General features: G+C 33.9%; 15 protein-coding genes. 8 read left to right on the top strand and 7 right to left on the bottom strand.

Annotated elements, in window-relative coordinates; genetic code table 11:
• The first annotated feature begins 249 nt into the window (after nucleotides 1–249).
• Nucleotides 250–1518, top strand: a complete 1269-nt coding sequence (tyrS, locus tag MKY04_RS15320; RefSeq protein WP_126295425.1) for a tyrosine--tRNA ligase — start codon at nucleotides 250–252, stop codon at nucleotides 1516–1518.
• A gap of 100 nt (nucleotides 1519–1618) precedes the next feature.
• Here the strand turns inward: tyrS and MKY04_RS15315 are convergent, their stop codons facing one another.
• Together MKY04_RS15315 and MKY04_RS15310 are read right to left on the bottom strand one after the other, a co-directional pair.
• Nucleotides 1619–2389 carry an SDR family NAD(P)-dependent oxidoreductase gene (locus tag MKY04_RS15315; protein WP_126295424.1) on the bottom strand — a complete coding sequence of 257 codons (771 nt, stop codon included), beginning with the start codon at nucleotides 2387–2389 and terminating at the stop codon, nucleotides 1619–1621.
• A gap of 31 nt (nucleotides 2390–2420) precedes the next feature.
• On the bottom strand, nucleotides 2421–3464 hold the full coding sequence (locus tag MKY04_RS15310) for a 2,3-butanediol dehydrogenase (protein ID WP_126295423.1): 1044 nt from the start codon (nucleotides 3462–3464) through the stop codon (nucleotides 2421–2423).
• Nucleotides 3465–3574: 110 nt separating this feature from the next.
• On the opposite strand from MKY04_RS15310, the gene MKY04_RS15305 reads away from it, so the two are divergent.
• Complete coding sequence (locus tag MKY04_RS15305; protein ID WP_126295422.1) at nucleotides 3575–4489, top strand: LysR family transcriptional regulator; 915 nt, start codon at nucleotides 3575–3577, stop codon at nucleotides 4487–4489.
• Nucleotides 4490–4647: 158 nt separating this feature from the next.
• Here the strand turns inward: MKY04_RS15305 and MKY04_RS15300 are convergent, their stop codons facing one another.
• Complete coding sequence (locus MKY04_RS15300) at nucleotides 4648–5262, bottom strand: GntR family transcriptional regulator (RefSeq protein ID WP_126295421.1); 615 nt, start codon at nucleotides 5260–5262, stop codon at nucleotides 4648–4650.
• A gap of 309 nt (nucleotides 5263–5571) precedes the next feature.
• Here MKY04_RS15300 and garR point away from each other — a divergent pair, with 309 nt between their 5' ends.
• Genes garR through MKY04_RS15280 form a run of 4 tightly spaced genes read left to right on the top strand, consistent with a single transcriptional unit; the run spans nucleotide 5572 to nucleotide 10131 of the window.
• Nucleotides 5572–6462, top strand: a complete 891-nt coding sequence (garR, locus tag MKY04_RS15295; protein ID WP_126295420.1) for a 2-hydroxy-3-oxopropionate reductase — start codon at nucleotides 5572–5574, stop codon at nucleotides 6460–6462.
• Between the two features lie 5 nt (nucleotides 6463–6467).
• On the top strand, nucleotides 6468–7901 hold the full coding sequence (locus tag MKY04_RS15290; protein ID WP_126295419.1) for a four-carbon acid sugar kinase family protein: 1434 nt from the start codon (nucleotides 6468–6470) through the stop codon (nucleotides 7899–7901).
• Nucleotides 7902–7916: 15 nt separating this feature from the next.
• Complete coding sequence (locus MKY04_RS15285) at nucleotides 7917–8759, top strand: class II fructose-bisphosphate aldolase (protein ID WP_126295418.1); 843 nt, start codon at nucleotides 7917–7919, stop codon at nucleotides 8757–8759.
• Between the two features lie 52 nt (nucleotides 8760–8811).
• Nucleotides 8812–10131 (top strand): gluconate:H+ symporter, encoded by a 1320-nt coding sequence (locus tag MKY04_RS15280; RefSeq protein ID WP_126295417.1) that lies wholly within the window; start codon nucleotides 8812–8814, stop codon nucleotides 10129–10131.
• A gap of 76 nt (nucleotides 10132–10207) precedes the next feature.
• Here the strand turns inward: MKY04_RS15280 and MKY04_RS15275 are convergent, their stop codons facing one another.
• Nucleotides 10208–12220: a methyl-accepting chemotaxis protein gene (locus tag MKY04_RS15275; RefSeq protein WP_126295416.1), complete on the bottom strand. Its 2013-nt coding sequence runs from the start codon at nucleotides 12218–12220 to the stop codon at nucleotides 10208–10210.
• Nucleotides 12221–12633: 413 nt separating this feature from the next.
• Here MKY04_RS15275 and MKY04_RS15270 point away from each other — a divergent pair, with 413 nt between their 5' ends.
• Nucleotides 12634–12762 (top strand): YjcZ family sporulation protein, encoded by a 129-nt coding sequence (locus tag MKY04_RS15270; protein WP_126294615.1) that lies wholly within the window; start codon nucleotides 12634–12636, stop codon nucleotides 12760–12762.
• A 444-nt stretch (nucleotides 12763–13206) separates the two neighbouring features.
• On the opposite strand, the gene rpsD is transcribed toward MKY04_RS15270, so the two are convergent.
• Complete coding sequence (gene rpsD, locus MKY04_RS15265; protein ID WP_126294616.1) at nucleotides 13207–13809, bottom strand: 30S ribosomal protein S4; 603 nt, start codon at nucleotides 13807–13809, stop codon at nucleotides 13207–13209.
• A gap of 525 nt (nucleotides 13810–14334) precedes the next feature.
• On the opposite strand from rpsD, the gene MKY04_RS15260 reads away from it, so the two are divergent.
• On the top strand, nucleotides 14335–16206 hold the full coding sequence (locus MKY04_RS15260; RefSeq protein WP_126294617.1) for a sensor domain-containing diguanylate cyclase: 1872 nt from the start codon (nucleotides 14335–14337) through the stop codon (nucleotides 16204–16206).
• Nucleotides 16207–16328: 122 nt separating this feature from the next.
• Here the strand turns inward: MKY04_RS15260 and MKY04_RS15255 are convergent, their stop codons facing one another.
• Nucleotides 16329–16808 (bottom strand): GAF domain-containing protein, encoded by a 480-nt coding sequence (locus MKY04_RS15255; RefSeq protein ID WP_346234666.1) that lies wholly within the window; start codon nucleotides 16806–16808, stop codon nucleotides 16329–16331.
• Between the two features lie 20 nt (nucleotides 16809–16828).
• Nucleotides 16829–17620 carry a histidinol-phosphatase HisJ gene (gene hisJ / locus MKY04_RS15250; protein ID WP_346234665.1) on the bottom strand — a complete coding sequence of 264 codons (792 nt, stop codon included), beginning with the start codon at nucleotides 17618–17620 and terminating at the stop codon, nucleotides 16829–16831.
• Nucleotides 17621–17704 lie beyond the last annotated feature (84 nt).

The following is a 17704-nucleotide window of genomic DNA, read 5'->3' as shown; positions in this document are numbered from 1 at the left end:
TGTCTAGTAGGCTACTTCAAGCTAGGTGGTACCGCGTTAATTTGTTATTAACGTCCTTGCATGCAATATTGCGTGTAGGGACGTTTTTTATTTTTTAGCCGAAATGGGGGAAAAGAGGGACTTTAATTAAGAAAAACTTTGCAGGAAAGTCCCACTAGATCAGCTGTCACGCAATTTCGGACTAGATTTTAATTTAAATGTATGAAACCTAATTTATTAAACCTAATATGAAATGTAGGAGGAATTACTATGACAAACGAATTACTTAAAGATTTACAATGGCGTGGATTATTGTATCAACAAACCGACGCTGAAGGTATGGAAAAGCTTTTAAATGAAGAAAAAGTATCCTTATATGTTGGGGTGGATCCTACGGCTGATTCAATGCATATTGGTCATATTGTTCCATTACTAACATTACGCAGATTCCAACAAGCAGGGCATCGTCCTATTCTTTTAGTTGGTGGGGCAACAGGAATGATTGGGGACCCATCTGGCAGATCGACTGAACGTAATTTATTAACTGCTGAACAAATTGATAAAAACGTAGCAGGCTTAAAAAAGCAAATGGAGCGTATTTTTGACTTTGGTGAGGAACAAAATAGTGCCCAATTAGTAAATAATTACGACTGGATTAGCAAATTAAATGTAATAGAATTTTTGCGCGACTACGGAAAATTAATTAATATTAATTATTTATTAGCAAAAGATACGATTGCTTCTCGACTTGAAACAGGAATCTCATTTACAGAATTTACTTATACAATTATTCAAGGTATCGATTTCAATCATTTATATGATAACTATAACGTAAAAATTCAAGTGGGTGGCTCTGACCAATGGGGAAATATCACAACTGGTTTAGAGGTTATTCGCAAAACTCATGATGAGGATGCAAAAGCTTTTGGAATTACGATTCCACTAGTTACAAAAGCGGATGGAACGAAATTTGGCAAAACTGCTGGTGGCGCTGTATGGCTTGATGCAGAAAAAACATCGCCATATGAGTTTTACCAATTCTGGATTAATTCAGCGGATGCTGATGTAATTAAATACTTAAAGATATTTACTTTCTTAAGCCGTGAAGAAATTGAAGCGCTAGAAGTATCTGTTCAGGAAGAACCGCATTTACGAAAAGCTCAAAAAGCATTAGCGGAGGAAATGACTCGTTTAATTCACGGGGAGGAAGCATTAGAAACTGCTCAACGAATCACTGCGGCTTTATTCTCTGGCGACTTAAAAACACTATCTGCTGCTGAGATGAAAAATGCATTTAAAGATGTTCCTTCAACTGAATTACCTAAAGAAGATAAAAATATTGTAGATTTATTAGTAGAAGCAAATATTTCATCTTCAAAACGCCAAGCTCGTGAAGATGTAACAAATGGTGCGATTTCAATTAATGGAGAAAAAGTAAATGACTTAGAGTACACGGTTGATGGAAAAGACCGCTTAGAAGATGAATTCGCCATCATTCGTAGAGGGAAAAAGAAATACCATATGGTGAAATTTATTTAATAAAAAGTAGTGAATATCAATATACTGCTCTAAATGTCTGAAAGGTCGTCTTATCATTATTAGACGACCTTTCGTTTTAAACAATAGTTAAAGAGGAAACTTACATAAATTTACTCAAGTCTGGGTATCCGCTGACAGCCCATGCGCCATCTACGATTAAACTTGCACCATTTACGTATGAGGCATCATCACTTACTAAAAATAATGCAGGCCCTGCCATTTCATCTGCTTCCCCAGCACGTCTCATTGGAATCCGTTCCATATAAGCTTCATTAATTGCTTCTACATTTGTTAAACTACTTGTTAATGGCGTTGCAACCAATCCAGGAAGAATAGCATTCACTCGAATATTATGCTGTGCTAATTCTAAAGCTGCATTTTTTGTTAACATTTCAACACCAGCTTTTGCAGATGAATATGCCGCACCATAAAACATTGGTACATGTGCATTCAAAGAAGCTACATTTACAATTGAACCGCCACCGTGTTCCTTCATATATTTTGCCTCATGCTTTACCGAAAAAAAGACACCTTTTAAACATAAGTCCACTGTAAAATCCCAGTCTTCTTCGCTTTGCTCTACTATTGCACCCGCTCTGGAAGCACCAGCGACGTTGAATGCATAATCCAGTCTTCCAAAAGTTTGAACAGTTTTATTCACTAACTGTTCAATATCCGATTCTTTTGTTACATTGGTTACACAACCAATCAAATTTCCTTTATTAGCTTTTTCAAGTTCCTTTAGCTTTTCATTGTTTAAATCAGCAACCGCTACTTTTACATCCTCTTTTAACAAACGTTGAACAATTGCAAAGCCTATTCCAGAAGCTCCACCAGTTACGATTGCTACTTTCCCTGATAAATCTGCCATTTTATTTTCTCCCCTTCATTACATGTATTTCTTAATCACTTATAGGTCTTACTAAAATTTTTGCTTGTTTTTTATCGTTAATTAACTGATTAAATCCTTCTTCAACAATATCATCCAGCTCGATTTTCTTTGTAATGACCTGTTTAACATCTAATCTTCCAGTTCCAATCATTTCAATGACTTCTGGAAAAACATGTCGATAAGCCAGTGTAGAAGTTATATCAGCTGCTTTAAACATTAGCTGCCCCATATCAATGGCGATAGGTTTCGCAAATACTGCGATAGCCATCACTTGTCCACCTTGTTTTACTGAGGCAACTGCTGATGTCATCGTAGGCTGTGCACCTGCACACTCATACGCCACACTAACCCCACCATTTGTTAATTGTTGAATCGTTTCAACAATATCATCACGCATTCCATTTATAATAGTCGTTGCTCCTAATTCTTTTGCCTTTTCTAGTCGTTCTTCAGATAAATCAATTACAATGATTTGTGTTGCGCCTGCTGCTTTTACAGATAATAAAGTCAGCAATCCAATCGGTCCTGCACCAAAGATTGCGACAGAGTCCCCCGGTTTTAGCTTGCTTTCTCTTACTGCATAGAAGGAAACCGCAGTTGGTTCTACTAATGCGCCTTCTTCAAACGAGACATGATCTGGCAGTACATGTACCATCTTTTCATCCACAATCACATATTCAGCAAACCCACCATCTCGGTTTAAACCAACAAACCCTACCTTACTACATTGGTTATAGTAGCCTCTTTTACATGCATAACATTCACCGCAGTAGATTAAAGGCTCAATTGCAACTCTTTCACCAACTACATGACCCGTTACATCTTTTGCCACTTCTACAATTGTGCCGGAAAATTCATGTCCAAGAGTAAGTGGTGGTTTTTGTCCGCTGATTGGATGCGCTTCCAAAGATAAACCATGTGAATAAGCATGAAGATCGCTACCACAAATTCCTGCCCACTCGACCTTTAACTTTACTTGGCCTGGTAAAACTTCTGGCTCTTGTACCTGTTCTACACGAACGTCTTTAATGTTATGCCAAACTGCTGCTTTCATTTATATAACCCCCTATTTAAACTATTTTAAGTTTAGTATACTATTTTGAATAATTTCGAGAAAGTTAATATAATTGATGATGTATTAAGTATTACTTAAGGGATGATGAGATGAATATTGAACAATTAATGTATATTGTTGAAGTAGCAAATACTAAATCGTTGGCTAAAGCGGCAAAAACATTGAATATTAGTCAGTCTGCAATAAGTCAAGCAATTTCAAAATTGGAGTCTGAATTAAATTTAAAAATATTTGATCGGAGTAAAACAGGAGTTTTCGCTACAAAGGAAGGTGAAAAAATTATTGAAAAAGCTCAATTTGCCTTGCACGGAATTTACCAAATTAAAGAGGAAGCTTTCAATCAAATAAATAAGACGAACGATTTACTTAGAATTTCTACTATACCAGGATTAATAGGACCAATAATAGACACTTATCTATCATTTAAAAATAGTAAGTCGAACTTAAAGATTGAAGTGAATGAAAAAGCAAGTATGGAAATAGTTGAAGATATAAAAAAAGGGAAGGTTGACATTGGATTTATAGCAATTAATAAAGAGAAAATTGACTATATTAGTGATCTCCATTTTACACCAATAATGAAGGGGAAACTTTTAGTATTTGCATCTACAGAATCTCCATTAGCTGATAACAAAACTGTCATTAATACTGATTTATTAAAACAGCAAATCTTTGTTTTATATAAAGATGAATTTGTACAAGAATTTATCCATCATTTCCAAAGATTATTTGGTCCAATCGATATTTTCTTTACAACCACAAACTTAGAGGTAATTAATAAAGCAGTAACAGAGCTTGGTGCTGTGACGTTAGGACACGATATATCTGCTTTATTTAATAATAGCTTTCCTTCTAACAAGATGATTGCTTTAGACATTGTCGATTTTATTGACACATCATTTCGATTTGGTTGGATTAAAAAGAATGACTATAAATTATCCCATGATGCAAATCTTTATATAAACGAGGTTAATAAATATTTGCTAGAACATCGAAACATGTAACTGCAGCATTTCATTTGTTTTCGAAGAAAAAGCTATTGAGTCATTGTTCGCCTCATAATATAGTTAAATGTTTATAAAATAAAAAAAGAGTGTAACTAAGTGAAAATCAACTTAGTCTACACTCTGAGTAGATAATATCAAGCTATTTTGTACTTTCTTTATACTTTTAACAAGTTCAAACTGAACTCTAAATCCTTTTTTAAATGTTCGACCATTAAATTTTCAGCTAAATCTTCATCGTGTGACGCGATAGCGTTGAGTATCTCTGCATGCTCGTCAATTAAATTCGGCCTTTTATGGTAAACGACAGTTTTTCTCATTAAATAAATAATCGATTGCATTTTATCAATTGTATCAATCATGAGAGGATTGTGAGTTTCTTTAACGATAATTTGATGGAACTGATGATTAGCTTGCATAACCTCTTCTTGCGTACCAGTATGTCCAATTTCTACACACTCTCTAAGGGAGTTTAAGCCTTCTTCTGAAATATATCTTGCACAATAACGTGAAGAGAAACCTTCTAATAATATGCGTACTTGAAATATGTGTCTTATATCTGTTGATGTGGGGCTAAAAATTCGTTTATTTTTTATTAACCCTTCTTGTTCAAGCTTTGCTATGGCAGAGCGAACAGGGGTACGACTGATGCCCATTACTTCAGCCAATTTTTCCTCTGTTAACTTCATATTTGGCTCAAACTTTCCATTTAAAATTTGATCCCGTAAATATTCATACGCGTATGTATACGCATGTGTATCCTTTTTTTTCACAAACAATCTTCCCCTAAACAAACGATTTATTTTTTAAGTATATAGGATAACTCTTACTTTTTTAAAGGTAAAACTAAATTTGAACTTGCTTATTAAAAAACTTATTAGTATTGTGTACAAAAAATAGAAAAAAGTATACAGATTAAAATATATTTGTGTACAATTAATATAAAATAGTATACAAATTTTAAATAATTGTATACAATTTTAAACAACGAATGAAAGCGCTTTTTTTAATGAAAATAATCTTTTAAACAAATTATTAATACAAAGCGCTTATTTAGCACTCAAATAAAGGAGAGAATGAAATTGACTAAAGCAGTTGGATTTGTAGGTTTGGGTATCATGGGGAAACCGATGTCAAAAAATCTAATTAAAGCAGGTTTTAATGTTTCAGTTTTTGATATTAATCAAGATGCTGTGAATTCTCTAGTTGAAGATGGGGCAAAAGCAAAGACGGTAAAAGAGATGGGAGAAACTTGTGATGTAGTAATTACAATGTTACCAGCATCTCCACATGTTAAATCGACCGTCCTAGGAGAGAATGGTCTACTATCAACAGCAAAAAAAGGATTAATCATAATTGATATGAGTTCCATCTCGCCAGTGGATTCAATTGAAATAGCGAAGGAATGTGAAAAGAAAGGTGTTCATATGATTGATGCACCTGTTAGTGGTGGGGAACCAAAAGCTATTGATGGTACGCTATCTATTATGGCTGGAGGTAAAGAAGATGTTTTTGAATCAGTTCTAGATGTTTTGCAAGCAGTTGGGAAAGATATCGTATTAGTTGGTAATCATGGCAGCGGTGTAACTGCAAAATTAGCTAACCAAATAATCGTTAATTTAAATATTGCTGCCATGTCAGAAGCACTAGTATTAGCTGCAAAAGCAGGAATTGATATTGATAAAATGTATCAAGCCATACGTGGTGGACTTGCTGGTAGTGCAGTATTAGACGCAAAAGTTCCATTAATATTAGATCGTAACTTTAAACCTGGTGGAACAATTGCTATTAACATGAAGGACATTACAAATGTTATGCAAACTGCTCATAATTTAGATGTTCCACTCCCATTATCAAGCCACTTGTTAGAAATATTCCATGCATTAAAGGCAGATGGAAAAGTAATGGATGACCATGGTGGAATTGTTCAATACTATGAAAAATTAGCAAATGTTGAAGTAAAGCGAGTGTAATACAAATGACGAATTTAAGTACTAAAGAAGCTTTTTCGCAATTATTACCACTACCTGAAAACAGTGTAGTAAATAATATGTTGGAAGAAGAATTAAAACTTTTAAATAAGAAAATTGTTGTACTTGATGATGATCCAACTGGTGTTCAAACTGTGCATGGCGTATCAGTATATACAGATTGGACTGCAGACAGTATTGAAGCAGGTTTTCATGAAGATAGTGCAATGTTCTTTATTTTAACGAATTCACGTGGCTTTACAGAAAAAGAAACGGAAAAAGCACATAAAGAAATTGCAACGATTGTAACTGAAACAGCAAAAAAAATGGGCAAAGATTTTATTCTCATTAGCCGTGGGGATTCCACATTGCGCGGTCACTATCCCCTTGAAACGGAAGTTTTAAAGGATACGGTTGAAACTTTATCAAATACGAAATTTGATGGAGAAGTTATTATTCCATTCTTCCAAGAGGGCGGTCGTTTCACAATCAATAATGTCCACTACGTTCAATATGATGACAAACTAGTTCCAGCGGGAGAAACGGAGTTTGCAAAGGATCGTACTTTTGGTTATAAATCATCTAACATAGCTGAATGGGCAGAAGAAAAGTCTAATGGTCGATATAAAGCACAAAATGCTACATATTTATCATTGGAAGATATTCGTTCTTTAAATATCGATAAGATTGTTCAACAATTAATGGCAGTTGAAAACTTTAATAAAGTAGTTGTGAATGCTGTTGATTATTTAGATGTAAAAGTATTTGTAATTGCCTTAGCTCGTGCGATGCGTGCAGGCAAAACTTTCTTATTTAGAAGTGCAGCAGCATTAACGAAAATTATTGGTGGGGTAAGTGATCGTCCGCTTTTAACTAGAGAAGAGCTTGTAAAAGATCAATCACAAAATGGCGGTTTAATTATGATTGGCTCCCATGTAAAGAAAACAACGGAGCAATTTGAAGAGTTGAAAAAATGCGACTTCATTCATTTTATTGAATTCAACGTACATTTAGTTTTAAACGAGGAAGCTTTTAAAAATGAAGAAGATCGTATAGTAAACGAAACAAATGAATTAATCGCAAAAGGACAAACAGTAGCGGTATACACTAGACGAGAACGTTTGGATTTGGGTGAAAATAAAAAAGAGGAAGAATTAATGCTTTCTGTTAAAATATCTAATTCTGTAACAAATATTGTAAAGCGGCTTGAGGTTCGACCAAGCTATATCATCGCAAAAGGCGGTATTACATCTAGTGATATTGGAACAAAAGGTCTTGGTGTTAAGCGTGCAACTGTTGCTGGACAAGTGAAACCGGGTATTCCTGTTTGGTATACAGGTGATGATTCTAAATTCCCTGGCTTACCTTATGTCATTTTCCCAGGTAATGTAGGTACTAAAACAACGCTTAAAGAAGTAGCTGAATTACTACAGGGTAAGTAGGGAGGTTAATACGATATGCTTGTAAATACGAAGGATATGCTTTTAAAAGCTAAAGAAGAGCAATATGCAGTAGCTGCATTTAACGTATACAACTTAGAAACGATTCAAGCAGCTATTCGAGTAGCAGAGGAACAACAACATCCCGTGATAATCGCTCTTGGTGAAAGATATTTTGGAACAGTGGATGTAGAAGGATTTGCGAGTCTGGTTCATACTTTAGCAGCAAAAGCTTCTGTACCAGTCGCATTGCATCTTGATCATGCCTATGAAAAGGAATCGATTATTCGCGCAATTCGTGCTGGATTCACTTCTGTCATGTATGATGGTTCAAAATTTAATTTAGAAGAAAACACCCGTTTAACAAAAGAGATTACAGAAATCGCCCATATGGCAGGAGTAAGTGTTGAAGCGGAAATCGGTTCTGTAGCACTTGGAGCTTTTTCAGATGAAGAAGAGGGAGCAGGAACATTAACAGATCCGAATGAAGCGAAATTATTTGTGCAAGAAACAGGTGTAGATTTTTTAGCAGCAGCTATTGGAACCGTTCATGGAATGTATAAAGGAGAGCCTAATATTCGATTAGATTTACTTGATGAAATTCGAAATAAAGTGGATGTCCCCCTCGTATTGCATGGGGCGTCTGGTACTCCTGATGAAATTATAAAAGAAGCGGTAGCAAGAGGGATATGTAAAATTAATGTTAATACAGAGGTTTCCCTTGCAGCTACTCGTCATCTTGGTGAAATGTTTAAAAATGAAGAACGCAAAAACTCACATTTATCAACAATTATGGCAGATATGCAACAGGCAATGGAGCCAGTTATGACTAAGTTTGTCCGTTTACTAATGAATAAATAAAAAAAGCCGTGGCAACACGGCTTATACATTAATTATAAGAAAGAGGATTATTATGCCAATAGTTTCAATTATTATAGGAGTTATTCTTCTATTAATACTTATGATGGTATTAAAGCTAAACGCTTTCATTTCTCTGATTATTGCGTCTTTAATTGTAGGTATTCTAGAAGGTATGTCGCCAGCTGAAGCGATGACATCCGTTCAAAATGGGTTAGGATCGTCGCTAGGTAGTCTGACAATGGTTATTATTTTTGGAGCAGTATTAGGTAAATTAATGACTGACTCTGGTGGTGCACAACGAATTGCAACAACTATGCTGAATGCCTTCGGACATAAACGTGTCCAATTAGCATCTGTTATTACAGCTGGGGTAGTTGGGATTGCGTTATTCTTTGAAACAGGTGTAGTTGTTCTAATTCCTTTAGTATTTACAATTGCAGCTGCAGCAGGAGTACCAATTCTTTACATAGGGATTCCAGTAATTACAGCTTTAATTACAATGCATGGATTTGTTCCGCCACATCCTGGTCCAACAGCTATTGCTGAAGTGTTTGGTGCAAGTATTGGCCAAACATTAATTTGGGGAGTTCTCATTGCAATCCCTGCTATTATAGTTGCGGGTCCATTATTCACGAAAATGTTTAAAAAAGAAGATTTAGAAGTTGAAATTCCGAAAGGATTATTTAATCCAAAAACTTTTGAAGAACATGAAATGCCTAGTTTTACAACTAGTATAATTACGGCAATCTTGCCTGTTATTTTAATTGCTATTAAATCTATTGTGGAGTTGGCAGCCCCTGAATCTGCTATTCGTCCATTTACAGATTTCGTAGGTACTGCAAGTACAGCATTATTAATTTCAGTTATAATTGCTATGTTTACATTTGGTTTAAACCGCGGTAAAAGTATGAAGGAGGTTATGAACTCCTTTGCAGAGGCTACTGCAGGTATCGCGTTAATATTACTAATTATCGCTGGTGGTGGAGCCTTTAAACAAGTATTGATTGATAGCGGTATCGATCAATATATTGCAGGATTAATGGAAGATACAACTCTTTCACCGATTATTTTAGTATGGGTGATTGGTGCGGTGCTTCGTGTAGCACTAGGTTCTGCAACAGTTGCAGGAATGACTGCAGCAGGGATTGCAGCACCAATTGTAGCGGTTACGGGTGCTAGCCCAGAGTTAATGACATTAGCTGCTGGTGCAGGTAGTGTTGGTTTTTCTCACGTAAATGATGCAGGTTTTTGGATTGTAAAAGAGTACTTTAACATGTCAATGGGCAAAACATTTAAAACTTGGACAGTTTTAACGTCGATTATCTCTGTTATCGGATTAATCGGAGTTCTAATTTTAGATATGTTTATTTAAAAAATACGATGATTGCATGTGCAATCATCGTATTTTTCTTTATATTACTTGAGCTAGTTTCTTAGTTAGACAAATATTATATTTTAAATTTATTAATAAGATTTCTAAGTTCCTCTGATAGATTAGCTAGTGATTTAGCTGAAGAACTAATTTCCTCCATCGATGCTAGTTGTTCTTCGGTAGACGCCGCTACTTCTTCTGAACTTGCAGCATTTTCCTGTGCTAATTCTGTAATGTTTTTCGCCTTCGAAACTACTCCCTCAACATTTGTATAGATTTGTTCCATTGTTTCCGTTATTTCTTCTATTTGAGGAGTAATATTACGAGAGTTCTCAATTATTTTAATAAATCGCTCAGATGTCTTTTCAGTTACTGTTACACCCTTATTAGCATTCTCAAGTACTTCACCCATCATTTTCACAGAAACTTCAGTATCTTTTTGAATACTAGTAATAATTTCTCCAATAAGTTGTGTAGATGACTGTGATTGTTCAGCTAATTTTCTAACCTCGTCTGCTACAACTGCAAATCCTTTACCGTGTTCACCAGCCCTTGCTGCTTCTATAGCAGCATTTAGCGCCAGTAAATTAGTTTGGTCAGCTATTCCGCTTATAACATCAAGAATCTCGCCAATTTCTTTAGAGCGGGTTGATAACGATTGGATTACTCCATTAGATTTACCAACAGATTCGTGGATATATTTCATTTGATTAAGATTTGCTTCAACAGCTTGTCTACCAACTTCGGCTTCTTTAGATGACTCTCTAGCTAGTTCAGTTACTTTCTTTGACTTTTCGGATATACCTGATATGCCATCAAGTACTTTTTCAAGAGATTTCTCGTTTTCTTCAAGATGTTCTGTAGATTTTTCTACTCCACTAGCAATTTCCTGGATGGCTGATGAAACTTGTTCAGTTGCATAGGATGTTTGTGAAGAACTTGCCGTTAATTGTTCTGAAGATGAAGCCAAGTGTTCAATAGTTTGCTTTAAAGTTTTAATAATTCCACTTAAAGTATTAACCATACCATTAAAACTATTGCCAAGTTTACCTATTTCATCATCATGTGTAACGATAATCTTTTCAGTAAAATCACCGTCAGCTATTTTATTTGAAGAACTAATTAAAGAATGGATTGGTCTTGAAATAGAACGAATTACAAATATAATCAATATACTGCCGACAATAATACTTGCGATAATAACGATTAAAGTATTAATTAAAATTGGCATGGCTGCTTTATCTATTTCATTGGAATACATAGTTCCAGCCAATTTCCAGCCAGTTAATGCGTTAGTTGTAAAGAACATTTCTTTTTGGTCTTTGCCTTCATGTAAATAGCTGAAAGTTCCAGAGTCTGTTTTGTATAGGTTATTATTTTGTTCATTATCTGGCGCTTCTGTCCCAATTTCTTTTTCAGGGTGATAAACAAATTTACGTTCTGCATCTAATATGTATACATAACCAGCATCACCAATTTTAATTTCTCCTGTTATTTTTTTAATTTCTTCTAAACTTACGTTAACAGCTACTACACCTTGTCCATCTTTTGTAGTTTTAGCTACAGTAACTACTAAATTTCCTGTAGCCTTTGATGTATAAGGAGCTGATACAATAGCTTGACCTTTATTTTCCATAGCCTGTTTATACCAAGCTCTTGTTCTTGGATCATAGTCTGGCGGATTTTTTAATGATGCCGGCGAATTAATATAGACCCCTTTTTCTGTAGCAATATAGGCCAATTCTAGTTCAGTATGTACATCTTTATATGTATTTAATTGGTTAGAAATATCATCACTAACACCAATATTGGAATTTCCTTGTACAGCAATAGTAGTAGAATCTAATGTTTCAGCGAGCAATTCTACATCTTTAATTTTAGGCTCCATAAATTTATTAATGATATTATTTAGAGAGTCAACGGAACTAGTAGCTGACTCCAATATGTCATTTCGAACTACATCCTTTGAAAACTTAAATGCAAATCCTCCTACAATTATGGCGGGAGCAATTAGTACCAATAAAAAAGCTGCCCATAATTTTGTTTTTATTGTTACCTTAAAGTTAGTATTTTTCTTTCTTTTTTTCACGATCTAATTTTGCCTCCAATAATATTTTTACATAATAATAGCATAAATGTACTATATTTGTATTGTGATTTTTTACCCATATAACTTAACTGATTTTTATTTAAGTGTGACAAACTGCATCTAAGTATCTGTTTTATAAAGGTGAAAATTTATTTAGATAGTCAAAATTTTCCGTTTTTATGAATTGGCAAAATTATTTCATTTTATTACATCACATTGAAAAAATAATTTTATTCAATAATTTTTTTGAACTTTCAGTATAATATTGTTTGACACTTCAAGTTCATGCTCATTAATTGTGGAGGACTGTTTTTCATTTATTTATACTTTTGTTTGAAATTCCACGTTTATACTATAACGATTTTAAAGTAAATCATAAATTATATTATCTAGAATAAAGGAGGTGTGGATTTATGGGAGGCTATGATAACAACTATGTAGGTGGAGCTTACGATCGCAAAGACAATAACTTTGCATTAATCGTTGTTCTCTTTATTTTATTAATCATTGTCGGCACTGCATTTATGAAAGATTCCTACTAATATTTAACTGAATAAAGAATTCCACCTACCTCTCATGACATCCAAGTTAGATATTAGTTTACAATGACCAGTATTTAACTCTGGTCATTTTCAGGCTGTTGATAAATCTTTCATACTGCGTTGTATCTGCCGCTGTGTTTTTGATTCAGAGTTAAACTGTTTGATAAGTGTTTTCAAGACAGTTTGGCTAGTTGATTCTAAATAAATTAATGAAAAAAGAGTGTAGACAAATTCAAAATTGACTTTGTCTACACTCTGAAAGCCACTATTAAGTGGCTTTTTATAATTATGTATGTACATCTGCACAAATGATTTTTGTCTTTCAGTGCCGTCAAAAACAATATAAGAGTTAAAAAAGTATTTAAATTAAGAAAAAACCTCGAAAACAAAGGCATTGCCGATGTTTCGAGGTTTAGTAAAATACTTCTTATCTTACCAAAAAGATTAACGAGAGTAGAACTCAACGATTAATGATTCTTGGATTTCAGCTGATAATTCAGAACGCTCAGGAAGACGTACAAATGTACCTTCTTTTTTGTCAGCGTCAAATGTTAAATAATCTGGTACGAAGTTGTTTACTTCGATAGCTTCATTTACTACAGCAAGGTTTTGAGATTTTTCACGAAGAGAAATCGTTTGACCTGGTTTAACGCTGTATGAAGGGATGTCAACGCGTTTGCCATCTACTAAAATGTGACCATGGTTAACTAATTGACGAGCTCCACGACGAGTGCGAGCCAAACCTAAACGGTAAACTAAGTTGTCAAGGCGAGTTTCAAGAAGAATCATGAAGTTTTCACCGTGTAGACCTTGTAATTTACCAGCTTTGTTGAATAGGTTTTTAAATTGACGTTCAGTCATACCATACATATGACGAAGTTTTTGTTTTTCTTGTAATTGTAAACCATATTCAGATAATTTTTTACGTTGGTTTGGACCGTGTTGACCTGGTGCATAAGGGCGTTTTTCTAATTCTTTACCTGTGCCGCTTAAAGAAATACCAAGGCGACGAGACACTTTCCAAGATGGACCTGTATAACGAGACATAGTTGTCTCCTCCTTTAAATTTGGTTTTTTGCACTGATTGAAACATCAAGTTTCGTATCAGTATTTGTAAAACAAAAACCAGTTGTACCCGACACTTGCAGTATTTTATTTTCATGTATCTTCGCCCTTGCAGCCGAAAGGGTTACACAATACACCATCTACATAGAAAAGCGGAGAACGAATAAGATAAGCGAAGAACGTCCGCTAGTCCAACACGTACTGGATCTTTCCTTTGTAGAGGAATAAAATACATGCACAGCTTATACAACTGCTGCGTTTATTTTACACAAAGTCAATTGTATTATTTTTTCTAAATAACGTCAAGAAATAATATCATTAATTATTGAGAATTGCATTTAACTAATTGTTAAGTCGAATAATCTTTTATAATATGAAGATAATAGTAAAATTAAAACTGAAAAATCCATATTTCCACAATTTTATAGTCATATAGACATGAAAAGTGTATACTTTACTATAAGTTTATAGTAATTATTTCTTTAAGATAAAAGAAAAGGTGATTTTATGATAGGGCATCAGCAGACATTAGTTAATATCAAATCTGATTTATTAAACATATGTGTAAGTTCTGTTGATAAGCATAATAACGAAACTTCTACATTGCTTTATAAGTGCTTAAATCATCATTTCGATATTGATGAATGTTATTTTCTTTTATATGAAGGAGAAAATTTAAAACCTTTTAACATAAATCCAACATACGAAATTAATTTTAGCGGAATAGTATGGGGATTGCTGGAATCATATTTTGAACATAAAAGGGTAATAGAAATTCCAGAGTTTTTAAAAAGTATAAATGAATTTCAACACTTATCTCATATGGCAATGTTAAAGGTTGATCACATTAATATTCGGGGTGTCTTGCTATTGAAGCCTACTCCAAAATGGTATGCCTTTTCTGAATCTGAGTTTTTTGAAGAATTTATAAAAAGCGTTATAAAAGTAATACACATGTTAAATGAAAATTTGGAAGTTCGTCAAAACGAAAGCCAGTATAGAAAATTATATAATATGACGGATTTATTCCATTCTACAATGGACATTGATTTGATTTTAGAAAATGTGTTGATAACGATTCAAGAAAACTTTCCAAATTTTGATGTTGAGTTGATTTTATCTAACGATCAAGATCGTCAAACAAAGGTGCAAATAAAACCTTTCGACTATCTATCAGAGCGTCCATCAGTAATTGAAGCATTTGTATCGGGTGGAATAACTACAGAATTAGCAGATGATTTAAACCGATGTCTATTAAATGCACCGATAAAAGGACGACAAGCTATTTATGGTATTTTACAAGTAAGTGCTCCAATTTCTTACACTTTTTCTCCAACACAAAAAGATTTTATTAGAATGCTCGCACATGCGTCAGGGAATGCACTGGAAAATGCAAAACTTTATCATCAATCACACCGGTTAATCAGTGATTTACAGTTAATAAATGAAACCTCGCATCGTTTAAATATGAAGTTAGATATTAATGAGATGTTTATGTTTCTTCAAAAACAATTAATGAAATCATTCCAGCCAATGGAACTTTGCTTTGTTTTCAAAGAAAAAAATGAATTTAAACTTACCGAAGCATCGACAAAATTATTTAAATCAGATGAAGGAAAGCTTTACATAGATCATGTAACGAAGCATTTTGAAAACAGTCAAGATTCTTTGTTTATAGCAGATTTTAGTCGTCTTATTTCGCAAGAAGTTCATTATAAATCATTAATGGCTATTCCGATGGTTGTTGAACAGCATATAAATGGATTTAGCATCGTACTGCATCGCGATTCGTACTTTTTCTCGTTTGATAGTTTTAAACTAATGCAATCATTGATTCACCACTCTTCACTAGCAATTGCCAATTCTATACTTCGAAATCAATTGCAAGAAATGGTAGACCATGATCATTTAACAAGATTATATGCTCGTAGTTATTTAGATAAGTTTGTGGAAAAAGCATTGCAAAATGATGATTCAGGAATGTTCTTGCTCATTGATATAGACAATTTCAAATTGATTAATGATACGTATGGGCATCAAGTTGGAGATGAAATATTAATACAAATTGGCGAGCAGCTAATCAATATTATTGGAACACGTGGAATATGTGCTCGTTGGGGTGGAGAAGAAATGGCAGTGTATGTCCCGAATATCTTAAATGATGAGGCAATTAAGCTTTCAAAGCATATTGTTGAAGCTATACCAGAGACTACAGATCCAAAGGTTACTATTTCTGCTGGGTTAATCACTTGGAAAAAGCAGCAGCCTCTCGAATTCCAATCCATCTTTTTACAAGCAGATATGGCATTATATAACGCGAAAAATAATGGTAAAAATCAAGTTTGTGTCTTTGACGAATCTATGTTATTTCAGTCATAAAAAAACTTACTGCACTCTATTTAGGAGAAGATGTCTTCTTCCAAATAGATGCAGTAAGTTTTTTATTTCAGATTAAGAAAGTCGATTGAACGAACCGAGTTTTATACGCTTGATATAGTTTGTTAAATATATTTAATTAATGTTTCAACAAACAGCTCCAACCCTTTTTGATCCTCTGAAGAAAAGCGTCCTTTTATTGGGCTATCAATATCAAGTACACCAATAACTTCACCATCTTTAGTTAAAGGAATTACGATTTCAGAATTTGATGCAGAATCACAAGCAATATGACCTGGGAATGCATGCACATCCTCAACAACAATCGTTTCATTTTTTGATACCGCTGTACCACAAACGCCTCGTCCCACAGGGATTCGAACACATGCTGGGAGCCCTTGGAATGGTCCTAAGACAAGTTCGCCATTTTGCATTAAATAAAAACCAACCCAATTAATATTATCTAAAAATTGATTTAGTAATGCAGATGCATTGCTTAAATTTGCAATTTTGTTCGTTTCTCCATCAAGTAAAGCAGCTAATTGTTTTGATAATGTATTGTATTGATCTAAAACTGATCCTTCATAATTAATTTTTGTAAACATCTTTTACCTCCAAGGAAAATTTATTTAAAAATAGTTTCATAATGTTGGTGCAAATCTTTCACAGAGTGTGCATCTGAGCCGAAAACAAGCGGCAATGAAATAGATTGAGCATAGTCGATCAAATGCAGTGGTGGATAAGGTTCATTGCAATAAGATTTACTTAGGCCAGCACTATTTACGTCTAATTCATAACCTTTTTCTTTCATATGATTTAACACTTCTATAATTCTATCATCATCCTGAATTTTTTCGCCATGAGCAAGCTGAAATTTATGAATTAGTGTAGGGTGGCCAATTCTTTTAGGTTTAAAGTATCCTAAATTGGCATCAATCGATTTTAACACAGTATCGTAATATAAGTTGTATAAAGCTTCTATACCGCCCACTTTTTGAGCAAAATCCAAATAAACTTCTTTTGAAAAGTCTATGCATGTATATGTATCATTAAATTTTAAGAAGTGTACAGATAATATTGCATCATCTAAAAGAGGACCAACAATATCGAGCAATGCGCGTGTTTCTGTCTCATAGCCGACTATATAATCTACCTCTAAACCAATCTTTATTGTAATATCCTTTGCATAGTCATCTTTTAACTGCTTTAATTTTTCAATATATGCGGTTAAAAGTTTTGGATTCATTCCACTATCCTTATCAGGAGTAGGATCTACAAAATTTGTCGGTAGTGGGGCATGCTCGGTAAAGGTAATTTGGGAAAAATTATTGTCGATTGCTTTTTCGATATATTTTTCAAACGGATCAGTAGTGCCATGTGGACAAAAAGGCGTATGAATATGACCATCTTTTTTCAAAATCCGAACCTCCAATTCATTTATATTACTTCACTTTAGCAAAAAACCTTTATTTTTTTAAACAAAATATAAAAAACATGGTAT

Origin of the sequence: Lysinibacillus telephonicus (assembly GCF_039654155.1) — a bacterium.
Lineage (GTDB): Bacteria > Bacillota > Bacilli > Bacillales_A > Planococcaceae > Ureibacillus > Ureibacillus telephonicus.
This window is presented reverse-complemented; position numbering and strand designations above follow the sequence as displayed.